Consider the following 16318-nt stretch of genomic DNA (forward strand, 5'->3'; position numbering starts at 1 on the left):
TGAGATGAAGAGGTTGCTGGTTATATTGTTTTTAATATTAAAAGTCGGTGAAACTTTTGGTCAGACTGTTTTTACTGACGTTAATAGCCTTAAAAAACGTGCGGATTATTATTATAAGCAGTTGGCTTATGCAAAGGCCGCTGACTTATATGCAGAGGCTTTAAAGAAAAAGAAAAACATCAAGGATTGTGATCTTAACAGAAAAGCCGCAATACTGTTTAAGAAGATGTCCAGATATGAAGAGGCGAAAAGGTGCTTTGAAAATATTCAGATATCAGGGCATGCTCTAGGTTCTCAAGACAGCATAGATTATTTCAATACGTTACGGGCAATCAATGATTCAAAGGCTGATACGATTTTTACAAAGGTTCATTCTAGGATTGTATTAAATAATCTATTCAGAGATAGTCTGTACTATAACATTTTTAATTTGCCTTTTAATACTTCTGGCTCTGAGTACTGTCCCGTTCAGTTGCATAAAGGAATGTTTTATGTTGCTGAGGAAGAGGATACTTCAATAGTTCGGAAATACAATGCATTAAACAACGGTGGTTTTGCTCATATTTATTATTCTCAAAAAGGTGATACTGGATGGAGTAAATCAGTTAAAGTAGATTTCGATAAGGAAAATGTACTTCATATAGGACCTGTTGCATTTTATGATAGTCTTAAAGCAATAGTGAACCTTTGTGTAAAAGGAGATCGAGAGCCTTACAGATTGGAGCTCTATTCTGCTGAGTTTGATGAATCGTTAATTAGATGGAAATATCTTTCTCCTATCCCCATCAATAATGCTGAATATTCAATTGGTCATCCCGCAATAAGTATGGATGGAAAACAATTGTTTTTTGTTTCAGATAAGCAAGGTGGTTATGGCGGTACTGATATTTATAGGAGTGTATTGAAGAACAGTGGTTGGTCTGAACCAACGAATCTTGGACCTAAGATCAATACTAAAGGGGATGAGAAATATCCGTTTTTAACTGATGATAATATTTTGTTTTTCTCTTCAGATGGTAAGTATGGAATGGGAGGTCTTGATATTTATTATGTCGATCTTTTATTCAAGGATACCACTGTTGTAAATATGGGATTCCCTGTGAATTCTAATCTTGATGACTTCGGATTCAGTTATAGCAAAAAGGCTAAGACTGGATACTTTTCTTCTAACAGAAAAAGCAATGGAGGTGACGATGATCTTTACATGTATACTGAAAATAAAGTGTTTTTTGAGCTTAGTGTTTTTGATGATTTTGACGAAAAGGAATTGGTTGATTATACAGCAAGCCTTGTTGACGCAGAGTTAAATATACCTATCAGATGTATACCTGGTTCTTCTCCGAATTCAATTAAAGCAAATCTCCGTCCTGGTCATGCATATAGATTGATTATCTATAAGGATGATTATAAGAATGATACTTTGAATATTTCAACTCATGGAAATGCAGCATATACTAATAAAATTTCCCCGAAAATTTATTTAAAGAGAAAGCATATATATAATGCAAGTCTTCAGTTTAAAGGTGAGTTTTCCAAAGAGAATTTCAGCGGAGCTTTAATCCTAATAAATAACATGACTGAAAATACCCTGGATACTCTTGATAATAATACAGCTACAGCGACTATAAAATTGGATGGGGATTGTGAATATATTATTACTTCAAGAAATGGTGATAAGCTTAGATATATTTATGTAGAAAAGAAATCTTTCAGGTTATCTGATTTGGTACCATACTATAATTTATATCTTGGAGCAGCCACTCCTTCTATATTATATGTGAGGATAAAAGAGTGTGTGCCAGCAAAAGATGTGGAAGCTTCTAATATTCCTGAGGTCACGGTTTGGGATTGGGTAAACAGAAATCAGTTTAATATAACTCCAGGTCCAGAAGGTGATTTTCAGATCGTTGTAATGGATGATAGATTATACGATCTTCTGATTAATGGTAAGGAAGTTAGGCTTGATGCAAGTGAGATTGTTCATGATAAATATTGTATTAAATATCTTCATGATTCTAGTCGTCAGTTATTAAGATTTAAAAAATAAACTTTTAATTGTGTGTCTCTATATTTTCTTTTACGATCCGGTTAAGTAAAAAATTGTAAATCAGTATTAAAGATACAATAAAAAAGCTATCCTTATGGATAGCTTTTTTATTGTATAAATTTTTTTAAATGATAATTGTTCACCTTCCGATTTGTCGAATTGTATACTACTCAAGAAACTGAAAAAGGTAAACAGTATATATTTTTCCTAGGCTATTGTTTATACTGTTGACTTCTAAAAAAGGTTTTGTTTGGTATTAATTAAACTTTATTTTATGAAAAGAACTCAACTTTCAAAAATCATTTTTCTACTGTGGCTGTCAATATTGCCCTTTTATTCCAAGGGGCAATATGCAATGGAGAAACTCAATAGGGGAGTTGTTTCTGTTCGTTCGGGTAGCAATAACTTTGTTAGCTGGCGTTGGCTGGGGACAGAAGATAATATAACATTCAACCTGTATCGAAATGGTACTAAGGTAAACACCGCTCCATTAACAGTTACGAATTATACAGATAAAGGTGCTCCTGCAAATGCTCAATACAATGTAAAACCTGTTGTCGGTGGTGTAGAACAAGCTGCATCAGAAACAGTAGCTACGTGGGGGCAGAATTACTTATCTGTGCCGATCCAGGCACCATCGGGCACCTATAGCGCTAATGACTGTAGTATTGGAGATGTGGATGGTGACGGTGTTTATGAAATTCTTTTAAAATGGGATCCGGCTAATGCAAAAGATAACTCGCAAGCTGGCGTAACTGATAATGTATTTATAGACTGCTACCGATTGAATGGTACAAGACTATGGAGAATTAATCTGGGAAGAAACATCAGAGCAGGGGCTCATTATACACAATTAGCATTTTATGATTTTGATGGTGACGGGAAAGCTGAATTTATGTGTAAAACTGCTGACGCCACAATTGACGGAACGGGTAAGGTAATTGGAAATGCCAATGCAGATTATAGAAATGCCGACGGATATATATTAACAGGTCCTGAATTTATAACAGTATTTAATGGTCTTACAGGAGCTGCAATGGCAACATCAAATTATATTCCTGCAAGAGGTACTGTGTCAAGTTGGGGAGATAGTTACGGAAACCGTGTCGACCGTTTTAGGTCAGGTGTTGCATATTTAGATGGGAAAAGGCCATCTGCCATATTTGGCAGAGGTTATTATACAAGACTTGTACTAGCTGCCTGGGACTGGCGTGATGGGAAACTTACAAACAGATGGACATTTGATGGTAATTCTAATAGTGGTTACAATGGTCAAGGGGATCATAGTTTAAGCGTTGCTGATGTCGATAATGATGGAAAACAGGAAATTATTTCTGGTGCAGCTATCATTGATGATGATGGTAAGCCTTACTATACTACAGGCTATGGTCATGGAGATGCTTTGCATGTCTCAGATTTCGATCCTTCTGTACCTGGCATTGAAGTGGTAAACATTCAGGAGAGATTTGATAAGCAAGGAATTTATATGTACAGTGCTACTGGTAAAAAGGTTCTTTGGGCAATACCATCAGTGGCTGCAGGAAGTGATGGAGAAGGTCCGGGTAGAGGTGTATGTGCTGATATTTCAGCTTCTTCTCCTGGTGCGGAGTCCTGGGCTGCAGGTGCCGGCATTACTGGTGTTTTTAATACGAAAGGTGAAAGAACGGGATTGGCAACTCCTTCATCTTGCAACTTTCTTGCTTGGTGGGATGGAGATTTGTTAAGAGAGTTGCTTGATAAAACGTCAATTAGCAAATATCAAGGAAATACTCTTCTTAGTGCGACGGGCTGTGCGTCAAATAATGGAACTAAATCAACCCCATGTATAAGTGGTGATATTATAGGAGATTGGCGTGAAGAGGTGATTTTCAGAACTTCTGATAACACTGCTTTACGAATTTATACAACCAATATTCCTTCCACGTATAAATTTAGAACTCTTGTGCATGATGCTCAATACAGGGTAGCTTTGGCATCTCAAAATAGTGCTTATAATCAGCCGCCGCATGTAAGCTTCTTTTTGGGTGATAAAATGGAGGAACCTGTTAAACCTGTTATTACTATTGTTGGATCCCTTGATCCTCCAAATCAAATTCCAACTGTCTCGTTGACAGCTCCTTTAAATAATGCAAGTTATCTTGCACCAGCTTCCATCAGTATTGCTGCTACTGCCAATGATGCTGACGGAACTATATCCTCTGTAGCTTTCTATCACGGCGCTACTTTAATTGGTACAGATGCTACAGCTCCTTATTCCTTTAACTGGACAAATGTAGCAGCTGGTACTTATTCGATAACTGCAGTTGCTACAGATAATGCTGGAGCAACTGCCACTTCAGGTCCTGTAACTGTGATTGTGGATTCTACCCCGTCATTTAAAGTTCAAGGAGAAGCAGCATGTTCTGTAGATGGTGTATTAAATGAAAATACAAATACAGGTTTTTATGGCACTGGTTATGCAAATGTCAATAATGCTATAGGAAGCAAAGCTACTTGGGCAGTGTCTGCAAGTGCAGCTGGTAATGTAAGCCTGACAATCCGTTTTGCAAATGGAACAACGGTAAACAGAACCATGTCTGTAGCAGTAAATGGCGTTACTCAAGTTGCTTCACAGAACTTTGCCGGTACAGGAACATGGACAACCTGGAATACAGCAGTCGTGCAGATTTCTGTTTCCCAGGGAAATAATATAATAACATTAGCATCTCTAACAGCTGATGGCGGACCGAATATAGATGAATTAGTGTTAGCCTCAGAAAATATATCGGAGGGACAATGTATTACTACTCCTGCTAATCTACTTCCATCTATAAATATTACACATCCTGTAGACGGCGGAGAATATACAGCTCCTGCAAATATAAATCTTAGTGCTACTGCAATAGATAGTGATGGTTCTGTAAGTAAAGTAGAATTCTATAATGGTTCAGAGCTGCTAAGTTCAATTCCCACTGCTCCTTATGAATTTTCCTGGACGAACGTTGCTGCTGGTACTTATATTATAACAGCTAAAGCAACCGACAATCAAGGGGCAGTGACTACAAGTTCGCCAAAGACGATCATAGTAAATCCTGTTATTACTTCCATAGACTACACGAATAGTAACGGTGTTCTTATCGGACCGAATCCTTCAGAGAATAATTTCATTCTTACCGCGGCCGAGAGTGTAGAGTCTTTAATAGTTATTAATTCCAACGGAACTGTTGTTTTTAGTTCTGGAAGGGTAGAAGATGGAGCTCAGCTTAGATTTGGAGCAGGGTTGGAATCTGGTCTCTATATTGCATCTGTTGTTCATTCTTCAGGGAAAGTTGAAGTTATAAAATTGCAAAAAGTGAAATAATGAATAGTGAAGAATATGTTTTGTTAATACCTTCTCTCACATTATAAATAAAAGAGGTTGTCTTAAAAGGGCAGCCTCTTTTTATTTGTACATTGTAAAATCATTCTATGATGTTTATTAATAATGACAATTGTTACCGATAATATTATTGCTAGTCTGATTTATTTTTAATAGGCCATGAAATGCATCCCATGTGACTATATCTAGCTACTTCTTCCTTGTGATAAGAAACACTGCTTAAGCATATATATATCATTCATTAAGTCATTTTAAAATTATGCTATCAATATTGATAGCTGAATAAAATTTTTTAAATAAAAAATGTTCACCTTCCAATTTGGCGAATTGTATACTACACTAGAAACTGAAAAAAGTAAACAGTATATATTTTTTCCTAGGCTATTATTTATGCTGTTGACTTTTAGAAAAGGTTTTGTTTGGTATTAATTAAACTTAGCATCATGAAAAAAACACAACTTTCAAAAGTCATTTTTCTACTATGGTTATCCATACTGCCCTTTTATTCAAGAGGCCAATATGCAATGGAGAAACTTAATAGAGGAGTAGTTTCTGTTCGTTCTGGTAACAATAATTTTGTTAGCTGGCGATGGCTCGGAACAGAAGATAATATTACATTTAACTTGTATCGAAATGGTACAAAGGTAAACACAACTCCGTTAACTGTTACGAACTACACAGATAATGGTGCTCCAGCAAATTCCCAATACAATGTAAAAGCTGTTGTCGGTGGCATAGAACAAGCTGCATCAGAAACTGTGTCAACATGGGGGCAGAACTACTTATCTGTTCCGATACAAGCTCCATCAGGTTCCTATAATGCTAATGATTGCAGTATTGCTGACGTAGATGGAGATGGTATTTACGAAATTTTATTAAAGTGGGATCCTTCAAATGCCAAAGATAATTCTCAGTCTGGAGTAACCGATAACGTATATATTGATTGTTACAGAATGAATGGTACAAGACTATGGAGGATTAATCTTGGAAGAAATATCAGAGCCGGTGCACACTATACTCAAATGGCTTTTTATGATTTTGATGGTGATGGTAAAGCAGAGTTCATGTGTAAAACTGCTGACGCAACGGTTGATGGTACAGGTAAAGTAATCGGAAATGCCAATGCAGATTATAGAAACAGTGGTGGATATATATTGACCGGTCCTGAATATCTTACTGTTTTTAATGGACTTACTGGAGCTGCAATGGCAACGGCCAATTATGTTCCTGCAAGAGGAAATGTAGGCTCATGGGGAGATACATATGGAAATCGTGTTGACCGATTTAGAGTTGGAGTGGCATATCTTGATGGGAAAAGACCTACAGCTCTTTTCGGAAGAGGCTACTATACAAGACTAGTAATGGCAGCCTGGGACTGGAGAGATGGTAAACTAACCAACAGATGGACTTTTGATAGTAACAATTCCGGCAATGGAGCTTATGCTGGCCAGGGCAACCACAGCTTAAGTGTTGCTGATGTTGATAATGATGGTAAGCAAGAAATCATATCAGGTGCAGCTGTAATTGATGATGATGGCAAACCGTTTTATACAACTGGTAATGGACATGGTGATGCAGGACATGTTTCTGATTTTGATCCTTCAACGCCAGGTATTGAAGTTGTAAATATTCAGGAAAGGTTTGATGATGAAGGTATTTATATGTATAACGCTACAAATAAAAAGATGGTATGGGCCATTCCTTCTGTAGCGGCAGGTTCCGATGGTGAAGGTCCGGCAAGAGGAGTTTGTGCTGATATCTCTGCATCATCTCCTGGTGCTGAATCATGGGCAGCAGGTGCTGGGGTAACCGGTGTATTCAATACCAAAGGTCAAAGAACAGGTTTGCCAACCCCTTCTTCTTGCAACTTTCTATCATGGTGGGATGGAGACTTGCTTAGAGAGCTGTTAAATGGTACTTCAATTAGCAAGTACCAGGGAAGTACGTTGTTAAGCGCTTCTGGTTGTGCATCAAACAATGGAACCAAGTCAAATCCTTGCTTAAGCGGTGATATCCTAGGTGATTGGAGGGAAGAAGTAATATTTCGTACCTCAGATAACAAAGCATTAAGAATTTATACAACGAATATTCCTAGCAACTACAAGATCAGAACGTTAGTGCACGATCCACAATATAGGGTAGCATTGGCTTGGCAAAACGGTGCTTATAATCAGCCTCCTCACGTAAGCTTTTTTCTAGGAGATAAAATGGCAGAACCTGCAAAGCCGAATATTACTATTGTAGGAGCTCAGAACCCCCAAAATCAATTACCGACTGTTACATTAACAGCTCCCGTTACTAATGCAAATTATCTTGCCCCTGCATCTATCAATATATCGGCTAGTGCCAGTGATTCTGACGGAACAATAAGTTCTGTCTCTTTCTACAATGGAACTACTCTGATCGGCACTGATGCTGCAGCTCCTTATTCCTTTAGCTGGACAAATGTAGCAGCAGGTTCTTATTCGATTACTGCAGTTGCTACGGATAATGCTGGTGGAACGGCTACTTCAACTGCCGTATCAGTAACTGTAAGTTCTACTCCGGTCGCTTCATTCAAATTGCAAGGGGAGTCAGCTTGTTCAGTGGATGGAGTTTCAAATGAAAATACCAATACTGGATTTAATGGTACTGGTTATGCAAATGTTAATAATGTCATAGGTAGCAAAGCAACCTGGGCAATATCAGCTACTGCTGCTGGGAATATTAGTCTGACTATACGTTTTGCAAACGGTACAACTGCAAATAGAACTATGTCCCTTAGTGTAAATGGCGTTACTCAGATAGCTTCAGTAAGTTTTGCGGGAACAGGTGCATGGACAACTTGGAATACAGCGGTAGTTCAGGTTCCAGTCTCTCAAGGAAATAATTTGATAACATTAACTTCTTTAACAGAAAACGGAGGTCCTAATATTGATGAACTTACATTTGCTTCTGAAAATATAATAGCTGGGCAATGCAATGCTACTCAGAATATGCCTCCTTCTGTTAGTTTGACCTCACCTCCTTCTAATGAAGATTATACAGCACCGGCAACTATTACCTTGTCAGCATCAGCTAGTGATAGTGATGGTTCTGTAACAAAGGTAGAATTCTTCAATGGCTCAATGTTAGTAGCAACTGATATTACAGCTCCTTATTCGTTCTTCTGGACAAATCTTGCTGCAGGCGTTTATAATATTACTGCTAAGGCTACTGATAATCAGGGAGCTTCAACTACTTCTTCTGCTGTTTCTATCAACGTGAAATCAATTAACAACTCTCAGGAAAGTATTACTGGTCCTTCTTGCAGTGTGCCTAATACGACAATTTCTTTAGAAGTAAGTTCTTCATTAAGAAATGGAGCAACGGCATACTCATGGTGGACAAATGGTTATAGTAAGAGCTTAAACGCAGAATCAGGAACTGCTTATAAAGCAAATCTTGAAACAGGAGAACACTATACCGGTGGAGATGTTTGTGTTGGGATTAGCTATAACATCGCTCCTTACTATGCTTCTTATTGCAAAAAAATAGATGTTTGTGCTGCTCCAGCTACCCGTTCATTACGAACAGAATCCATAGCTCCGGTAGGACCTAATCCATCTATAGGAACTTTCAATTTAACTGCTCCTGACGATATTGAGACTTTATTAGTATCTAATTCTAATGGAATTGAAGTGTTCAGATATGGAAAAGTGATAAAGGGAGATCAATTAGAATTCGGAAGCTCTCTTGATACTGGCTTGTATACTTTAACTATAGTTTATTCTTCAGGAAAAGTTGAGGTAATAAGATTACAAAAGTTATAATTATATTTTAAGGGGGATTTTTTTAAATAAGTAAGCCACTGGTATCAGTGGCTTTACTTTTATATATCTTTAGAATTGAGAAAAAGAAAATCCCCAATATATGGGGCTTTCTTTTTCTCTAATATCTTTTTATATAATATTGATATTATGTTTTCTGCATTCCCCAACCATCTCGTCAGGCCATATACTTGATTGAACTTCGCCTATATGTGCTTTCTTTAAAAGATACATACATAGTCTTGACTGACCTATTCCACCTCCGATACTTTGTGGAAGTTCTCCGTTAAGAAGCATTTTGTGCCACATGAGGTCTGCTCGGTTCTCACAGCCGGCAATCTCCAATTGCTTTTTCAATGCTGTCTTATTTACTCTGATACCCATTGAAGATAATTCAAAAGATCTTTGCAGTACTGAGTTCCAGACAACAATGTCTCCATTTAGTCCTTTGAATCCGTTTTCAGAGTCTGAGCTCCAATCGTCGTAGTCTGGAGCTCTTCCGTCGTGTTTCTGACCATTCTTTAATGCTCCTCCAATTCCAATAATAAAAACAGCTCCATACTCCTTTGCAATTCTGTCTTCTTTTTCTTTAGAGCTTAAGTCGGGATATTTTTCCAGTAACTCTTCGCTATGAATAAAGTGAATATGCTCAGGAAGTTCCGGATTTAATTCTGGATATTCTTCGCATAGCAGATATTCTGTACGCTTCATTGCAGTATAAATCTGCGTAACTGTCTTCTTTAGAAAATTGATACTTCTTTCGTTGTCCGACATCACCCTTTCCCAGTCCCATTGGTCAACATAAAGAGAGTGAATATTGTCAAGATCTTCATCCGGACGGATGGCGTTCATATCAGTATAAAGTCCGAAGCCTGTAGGGAACTCCAATTTAGCCAGCATCATCCTTTTCCATTTCGCAAGGGAATGAACGATTTCAGCAGGAGTTTCTTTCATGAATTTTATCGGAAAGGTAACAGGCCTTTCAATTCCATTCAGGTCATCGTTAATGCCCGTTCCTTTAAGAACGAACAATGGAGCCGTAACCCTTCTGAGTCTTAGTTCAGAGGCTAACTGATGTTCAAAAGTATCCTTGATAAGCTTGATAGCTTTTTCTGTCTTTTTAAGATTAAGGATTGGATCGTAGTTTTTGGGTATAAAAAGGTGATTCAGCATTGTGTTATTTTATAGCAATGTAAAAGTATAAATTCTTATGCTTTTATACGCATACTTAATTTTTGTCCTTGCTCAGGGTTTATACTGATAGGGTTAGTGTTTTATATTCTATTGGTAGTAACACATTTGAAAAAAAATGAGTTTTGTGGCTGACAAAAAAACAGATTAAAATCTGATGTAAAAGTGGAATAGCAATGGCAATGATATTGCTATTCCTTGTATTTCAGGATTATTAGGCTGAGAATTGAAATTTGATTCAATTTGATATTTAAGGAAATTATCTGGTAGGCCAGGATTGTACTGCGACAAATGGAATTCTACCTGCAATAGATGCCATGGATAAAGCAGGACTTCCTATATATTTTGCTTCACCCCAGCACCAAATCCATACCAGATAAGTATCACCTTCTGTCATTGCAAAATAACTTTCAGCTGCAGATGTACTGCTAAGATAAGTGGTGGATTCAGATTCATTCTCAAAGCCAGCTCCTACCAATGTATTGTTCCATAATTTAGCTCTGTTGTCCAGAAGAGGTTGACCAGATTTAACATCATAAATCATAACTCCTATTCCTCCGTTAGTGCTCGAATAGCCGCTGTTTATGATCCAGCTAAACCAGGAGAAAGTAATGGGAACATACGCAGTAAAGCGTCCTATGACATTTTGTAATGGAGATATAAATATTCCGATAGCTGCAGCTACCTGACCGTTAAATGGTGTTATCCCGAATTCTCCTATGTTCTGATGCGCATACCCCACAGCGCCGCTTGTCCAATCTACATCATAGGGTGGCCCCATAATGTTATATCGCTCATCAATTCTCAGCATGTATCGGGCTCTTTCTTCTACATCAGTATGTTCTTCTTTTAGATTTAAGCGGTGTAGTTCGTGTTCGTTAAGGGCCAGTTCTTTCAAAGATTTAAAATCAGGAGAACTCAGTTCCATATTATCAATAATTGGAGTTTTATATGGTTCTGAAATCTTAGTAACGAGATGTGCTCGTTTCTCTTCTGTTTCTGCTTTCTGTTTGAACTCTTTTGAAATTTTTTCATCAAAATAAGCTACCGAATCTCTGATTTCTTCCTTTGTAGGAGATACTCTTTGAATTAACTCACTAACATCCGTAATCATATACCCTCCTTTTGCTTTCCTTTTAATTTTAAAACCTAAAAATCAAAATCTTAGTTTGATGTTTTGAATTTGGGCTTAATAAAATATATAAGGTTTTTGAAAAGAAATAAAAAATGGAACTTAAAAGTATTGGATGAGAAATATAAGAGGCATGTCGCAAAAGCATGCCTCTTATATTATATTTAATTTTTAATGAATTTGAGTGTTGCAGAGTGATCAGCACCTTCAGGTATAATCTGGAAGTAATAAACACCATCAGGATAGTCGGAAACAGTTATAGAATAATCTTTTGAATTAGAATCAAAGTAAATTGCTTTCTCTGATATCATCTGACTTAAATTGTTGTATATCTTTATTGTATATTTTTTACCACCTTCTTCATTAATATTTAAGTTAACTAAATCTCTAGAAGGGTTAGGGTATAAGTTGATATTGATTGATTTATTTCCATCATGCCATTGTGATATTGAAGAAACAATCCCTGGTACGACTTCTATATAGTCCCATGTTGCACTGAAAGTTTTTCCTGATCCATTTGATGTTGCAATAATCCCTACAGCAAGAGCTGTATCACTTTTTTGAATTGAACCGAGCAGTTTGCCTGTTGCTTTAATAGGATCAAAGCTATAGATCTTTTTGTCAACTTCATATTTGGGAAATACTATGCCTGATGATGGATCCACTGCGAAATAGAAAATAATAATCTTTGATTGTACGCCTCCTTCGGGAAGGTCTTTCTGAAGGGAATCGCTTATACCATTTGCTTCTCTCAATACTTGTATACCTCCTTTACCTCCGTTGGAATTATAAACTATTTTTATATAATTATCCTGATCCCCATATCCCATAAAGGCACCATGTGATTGGTAGTCTGCCGGATTACCGCCATTAAAGTAATTCGGTAAAATACCTGCTTTAATTATGAATGGCCCGGTATTCTTGTCAACATTGACTCCGAACTGGAATGCATATTTTTGTGTATTGAGCAGGCCAGCAGCATCACCTTCTGGAATCTCTTCAACTGTTAATGCACCAACAGCTCCACCAGCGACTATTTTATCCGGATCGAAGAGTTTGTTGTATGCATCTTTTCCGTTGCTCATAAGTCCTGTAAAACCTAATCCAAATAATCCTGTACCTGGATCATTATTAAATAGGTTATAATGGGTAGGGATAGTTGTCGTGAGACCATTTTGAGAATCTAAAGCGTATATGTCAAGAATATCTTTGACGTTATCATTGTCATCATCTTCATCATAGTTGTCGCTTATTCCGTCATTGTCGGTATCAGATGGTTTGTCAACAGCATTGCATGGATCTGTTCCGCTAATATTTTCTTCATAGTTTGAGAAGCCGTCTTTATCATCGTCTAAGACGTGGTCAGTTGTATCTCCTGTACAAACGACATCTTCCGGTTCAAGAATTGTAATGGTGTGAGATCCGTATGTTGCAATCCATACTGTCCCTTCAAAAGGCTCATCGTCACCCTGAGCAATTATATCCAGAGGTTTGTCTCCGAATCCGCTAGCGAAAGGCTTGTCAAGATTAACTCGGTTTGCTGTTTTACTATTTAATACATTGCCCGCATCATCAAGCTTTATCCGAGCTATTGTGCCATCGAAGCAAGCTGCAAGAATATCACCGTAAAGGGGATTTTTAGTGTAAGTGTATTCACATAGACCGTTTGTAGAAGTGTTGAAGTAGATTAGTCCTTTATCTTTAGCTGTGCCCGGATTGTAAAACTCACCTTCTTGGGGATTAGCCATATCTAAAGGTACAGGAGGCCAGTCAATAGGTAAGGGAAGACTTGTATCCGAATTGTCATTTCTCCATCCTTTATGATCTCCATATACAGAATGCCATCCTGCATTTTTCGGGTTGGCTCTTATAGGGTTCGGATGCCCTGCGTAATATGATCCGGGAATATAACTGTCAACATGTCCAATGTATTCCAATCCGTCCAGATTTTCTACAGAACTTGATCCAGGCTCACCATCAGGGTATTTATTAGTATATGAAACTCCGTCGGGCTCCAGCACAGGAGAGCCTCCCCATGTTCTATTGGCACCATTATCTATGCTGTATATTCTACCTTTTCTTGTAGCGGATGTTGTTATTAAAATATCATAAGCAGCTCTGAAACCTGTTGCAAATATTTTTACCGGACCATTAGGGACAATCTTTGCCTGGTTGAGTCCGTTGTTTCCTCCCCAAGGATCATTCACATCAGTTCCATCAGGTTTGTTGGGTCTGGTTGGGTCATCAAGTGTGGGAATGTCATATCTATATGGGTTCTGGCCACTTTCATCGACTTTAAGTGGCATAGCTTCTATTGCATTCAGGTCGATTGATAATACAGCTGCAGATAGGGCATATTCTCCGATGTAGGTAAAAGTCATTGATGGAGCTCCCGCATTTGTAAAGCCTCCCACAATCATGATTATTTTTCCATTATAAAGTTGCATGCCATTAGGAGCATGATTTTCTTCTGATCTTGGTAGTCCTCTTACAAGGTCAATCTTTTTCCAGACATTTCCTTCTTTATAAAGCTTAGATAATATTCCTGAATTGGTGCAGAGATTCATATCTCCTGCCGAGGCTGCTCCCATTCTATAGTCACTAGAGGTGACATAAATCAATGGAGAGTCTGCTGTGCCTGCAACTAATAAACCTGTAACTTGACGTTTACTAGCTGTTTGAACTAAGAGCTGACCATCATCATTATGGTTGGGGATTTTTTTTACTAGATCTATTTTTTCGGTTGCAATAGCAGTATAGTCTTTAGGGCCATTCTTTTGGATGGTAAAAACCTGGACAATACCGTCTTGCTGACTGACATATAATTTTCCATCTGGTCCAAACTGTAATGACGTAGGGTTTAATACAGTAACTCCTTTTAGATTACTGAAAGAAAAGCTTTGTCCATATATATTTGTATGTATAGTTATAGCATAGAAAAATACATATAGAAGTACAATTTTTTTGTCAAATTTGAATGGGTTTAACATGGTTGAAGTGTGATATATGGATGTATAACAGGAAGCATTAGAGCGTGTTTATGTGTTTTTAATATAATTTTAATTTCAATTTTGTAATAAGGGACATCCTTATTTTGTTAGGGTGTAGAAAAATTGATAGGAGTATTTAAACAAATTTAATTTTACATTTTTGCTCTGGATAATTGTTTTGTTGTGTTCAGATATTATATGTTACACTGTATTGTTTCTTTAATAAAAGGAGGGTTTGTCGGACTGTTTTTTTCATACCTTATTTATGTCTTTAACTCGGAACGTCGGAATGTCGTAGATAAAACTGCTTGTCGATTTTTCCAAAGTGGAGGGTTTATTGAGGTGGATGCTTACACAGAAAATAACCGCGATAGACTTGAGGATAATATTTTTCAATACAATTTTTGGTACGAGTATAAGTTCATCTGTTAGTTTTAATTATTTTACTGATCCATGCAATGGGGAAGAGATACTATCATGTTTGGATACATTAACAGTAAATGGAAAGCAATATAGAGACGTTTTTCTTTTGGGAATGGGATCGAAATGGGGCGATTTGCAATATGTTTACTATCACAAAGATTCTGGATATTAAAGCTAAAAAAACAGAGAAGGGAAGGTTTGGGAAAGGGTTAATTGAAGATTTTATGATTGTGTTTCAAATAAAAAGGATCACACTTCAATGCGATCCTTTTTTATTTGAAAATAGATAAGAGTGATTGTTATTGTTTTACCACCTTGTTTTGATAAATAACATTACCATTGTTTAAAACACGTATCTGGTAAACTGAATTATGCAAATTGCTTAGGTTTATGTTTGATAGATTGTCCTGTATATTCTTTGATAATACCTTTTGTCCTGTCATATCATATATTTCAATAGTAGCATTTTCAAGTGCTATGTCTTTTTGTAGGTAGATTACATCAGTTGCAGGATTAGGATGTATGCTGATAGCTTGATTACCCATAGATGAGGTATTGCCTGTTATTAAAGTACCTTTCCCTGAATCATCTGTCCAGTTTGAAGATGAACCTGAAAGTGCGAAATAATTTAAAGTACCATTATTCTCATTTCCGGAAAGGTCAGTCAAAGTTGTATTTTCGGTATTACTTTCGTTAGGGTTTCCATCATTGAAATCATAGTAAGCAATTAAATCTTCTTGTGGTATCGCAGGCTTGTAATTCATATCTTCCTGAATTTGAGCTTCAGTACGACTTGCATTCCAGATCTTTACTTCATCCATTGTTCCGTCAAGAAAGTTATTCAGGTTCCTTTCTGCTCCCATCAAGAGAGGGCTTACTACTGGATTTTCACTCAAAAGAAGAAGGTCCTCATCGGTATATTCACCTTCAATAATGCCATCAATATATACCTTTATATTTGCTCCATCGAGGCTCACAGCAACGTGATGCCACGCACCGGCCAGCTCGGTTGTTCCCAAATAAGATTTTGTTACAGGTAATCCTTCAGAAATCGGAATTGCATGGATCTCGTACCTTAGCATCCCTTCGGGATTCATTGTAAGCTGTATAAATGGGGCACTATTATCAGTTTCTACTGTTGAACTTGTAACAATTCCGTCCCAATCCCTAGGGGTGTTTATCTTTACCCATGCTTCTATAGTTGAAGGGTTGCTAATGGTGATAGCATTGTCTGTCTGAACATAGTCATCGATTCCATCAAAATTAAGAGATTGGGCATTGGTTGTTAATGCGCCTACTAAAAGTGACAATGATAGTAAAAGTTTCTTCATGCTTTTAATATTAAATGTATTGAATACTAGTTAAGTAATTAAAGTGATATAGTATGTA

Annotated in this window: 8 protein-coding genes; 4 read left to right on the forward strand and 4 right to left on the reverse strand. The window is 37.1% G+C overall.

Going from position 1 to position 16318, the window contains the following annotated elements:
* Positions 1-4 precede the first annotated feature (4 nt).
* The 3 genes from J7604_RS07860 (at position 5) to J7604_RS07870 (ending at position 9196) form a co-directional block, all read left to right on the forward strand.
* A complete protein-coding gene (locus tag J7604_RS07860) occupies positions 5-2047 on the forward strand; it encodes a hypothetical protein (protein WP_293893694.1) in 2043 nt (680 codons plus the stop codon).
* A 274-nt stretch (positions 2048-2321) separates the two neighbouring features.
* Positions 2322-5387, forward strand: a complete 3066-nt coding sequence (locus J7604_RS07865) for an Ig-like domain-containing protein (protein ID WP_293893697.1) — start codon at positions 2322-2324, stop codon at positions 5385-5387.
* Positions 5388-5848: 461 nt separating this feature from the next.
* Complete coding sequence (locus J7604_RS07870) at positions 5849-9196, forward strand: Ig-like domain-containing protein (RefSeq protein ID WP_293893700.1); 3348 nt, start codon at positions 5849-5851, stop codon at positions 9194-9196.
* Between the two features lie 129 nt (positions 9197-9325).
* Here the strand turns inward: J7604_RS07870 and asnA are convergent, their stop codons facing one another.
* From asnA to J7604_RS07885, 3 genes are all read right to left on the reverse strand, one after another.
* Positions 9326-10366, reverse strand: coding sequence for an aspartate--ammonia ligase (gene asnA, locus J7604_RS07875; protein WP_293893703.1), 1041 nt, complete (start codon positions 10364-10366; stop codon positions 9326-9328).
* 277 nt (positions 10367-10643) lie between these two features.
* The gene (locus J7604_RS07880) at positions 10644-11498 is read right to left on the reverse strand and encodes a hypothetical protein (protein ID WP_293893705.1); all 855 of its coding nucleotides are present in this window, start codon (positions 11496-11498) and stop codon (positions 10644-10646) included.
* A gap of 182 nt (positions 11499-11680) precedes the next feature.
* Positions 11681-14506, reverse strand: a complete 2826-nt coding sequence (locus J7604_RS07885; protein WP_293893708.1) for a T9SS type A sorting domain-containing protein — start codon at positions 14504-14506, stop codon at positions 11681-11683.
* 376 nt (positions 14507-14882) lie between these two features.
* Here J7604_RS07885 and J7604_RS07890 point away from each other — a divergent pair, with 376 nt between their 5' ends.
* Positions 14883-15101: a hypothetical protein gene (locus J7604_RS07890; RefSeq protein WP_293893711.1), complete on the forward strand. Its 219-nt coding sequence runs from the start codon at positions 14883-14885 to the stop codon at positions 15099-15101.
* Positions 15102-15228: 127 nt separating this feature from the next.
* On the opposite strand, the gene J7604_RS07895 is transcribed toward J7604_RS07890, so the two are convergent.
* The gene (locus J7604_RS07895) at positions 15229-16260 is read right to left on the reverse strand and encodes a LamG-like jellyroll fold domain-containing protein (protein ID WP_293893714.1); all 1032 of its coding nucleotides are present in this window, start codon (positions 16258-16260) and stop codon (positions 15229-15231) included.
* Positions 16261-16318 lie beyond the last annotated feature (58 nt).

It is taken from the genome of Sporocytophaga sp. (genome assembly GCF_017745095.1).
Taxonomy (GTDB): domain Bacteria; phylum Bacteroidota; class Bacteroidia; order Cytophagales; family Cytophagaceae; genus Sporocytophaga.

What these genes read in the sequence shown, in the direction of transcription:
- J7604_RS07860 (WP_293893694.1), top strand. Translation starts at nt 5, where the DNA reads ATGAAGAGGTTGCTGGTTATATTGTTTTTAATATTAAAAGTCGGTGAA.
- J7604_RS07865 (WP_293893697.1), top strand. Translation starts at nt 2,322, where the DNA reads ATGAAAAGAACTCAACTTTCAAAAATCATTTTTCTACTGTGGCTGTCA.
- J7604_RS07870 (WP_293893700.1), top strand. Translation starts at nt 5,849, where the DNA reads ATGAAAAAAACACAACTTTCAAAAGTCATTTTTCTACTATGGTTATCC.
- asnA (WP_293893703.1), bottom strand. Translation starts at nt 10,366, where the DNA reads ATGCTGAATCACCTTTTTATACCCAAAAACTACGATCCAATCCTTAAT.
- J7604_RS07880 (WP_293893705.1), bottom strand. Translation starts at nt 11,498, where the DNA reads ATGATTACGGATGTTAGTGAGTTAATTCAAAGAGTATCTCCTACAAAG.
- J7604_RS07885 (WP_293893708.1), bottom strand. Translation starts at nt 14,506, where the DNA reads ATGTTAAACCCATTCAAATTTGACAAAAAAATTGTACTTCTATATGTA.
- J7604_RS07895 (WP_293893714.1), bottom strand. Translation starts at nt 16,260, where the DNA reads ATGAAGAAACTTTTACTATCATTGTCACTTTTAGTAGGCGCATTAACA.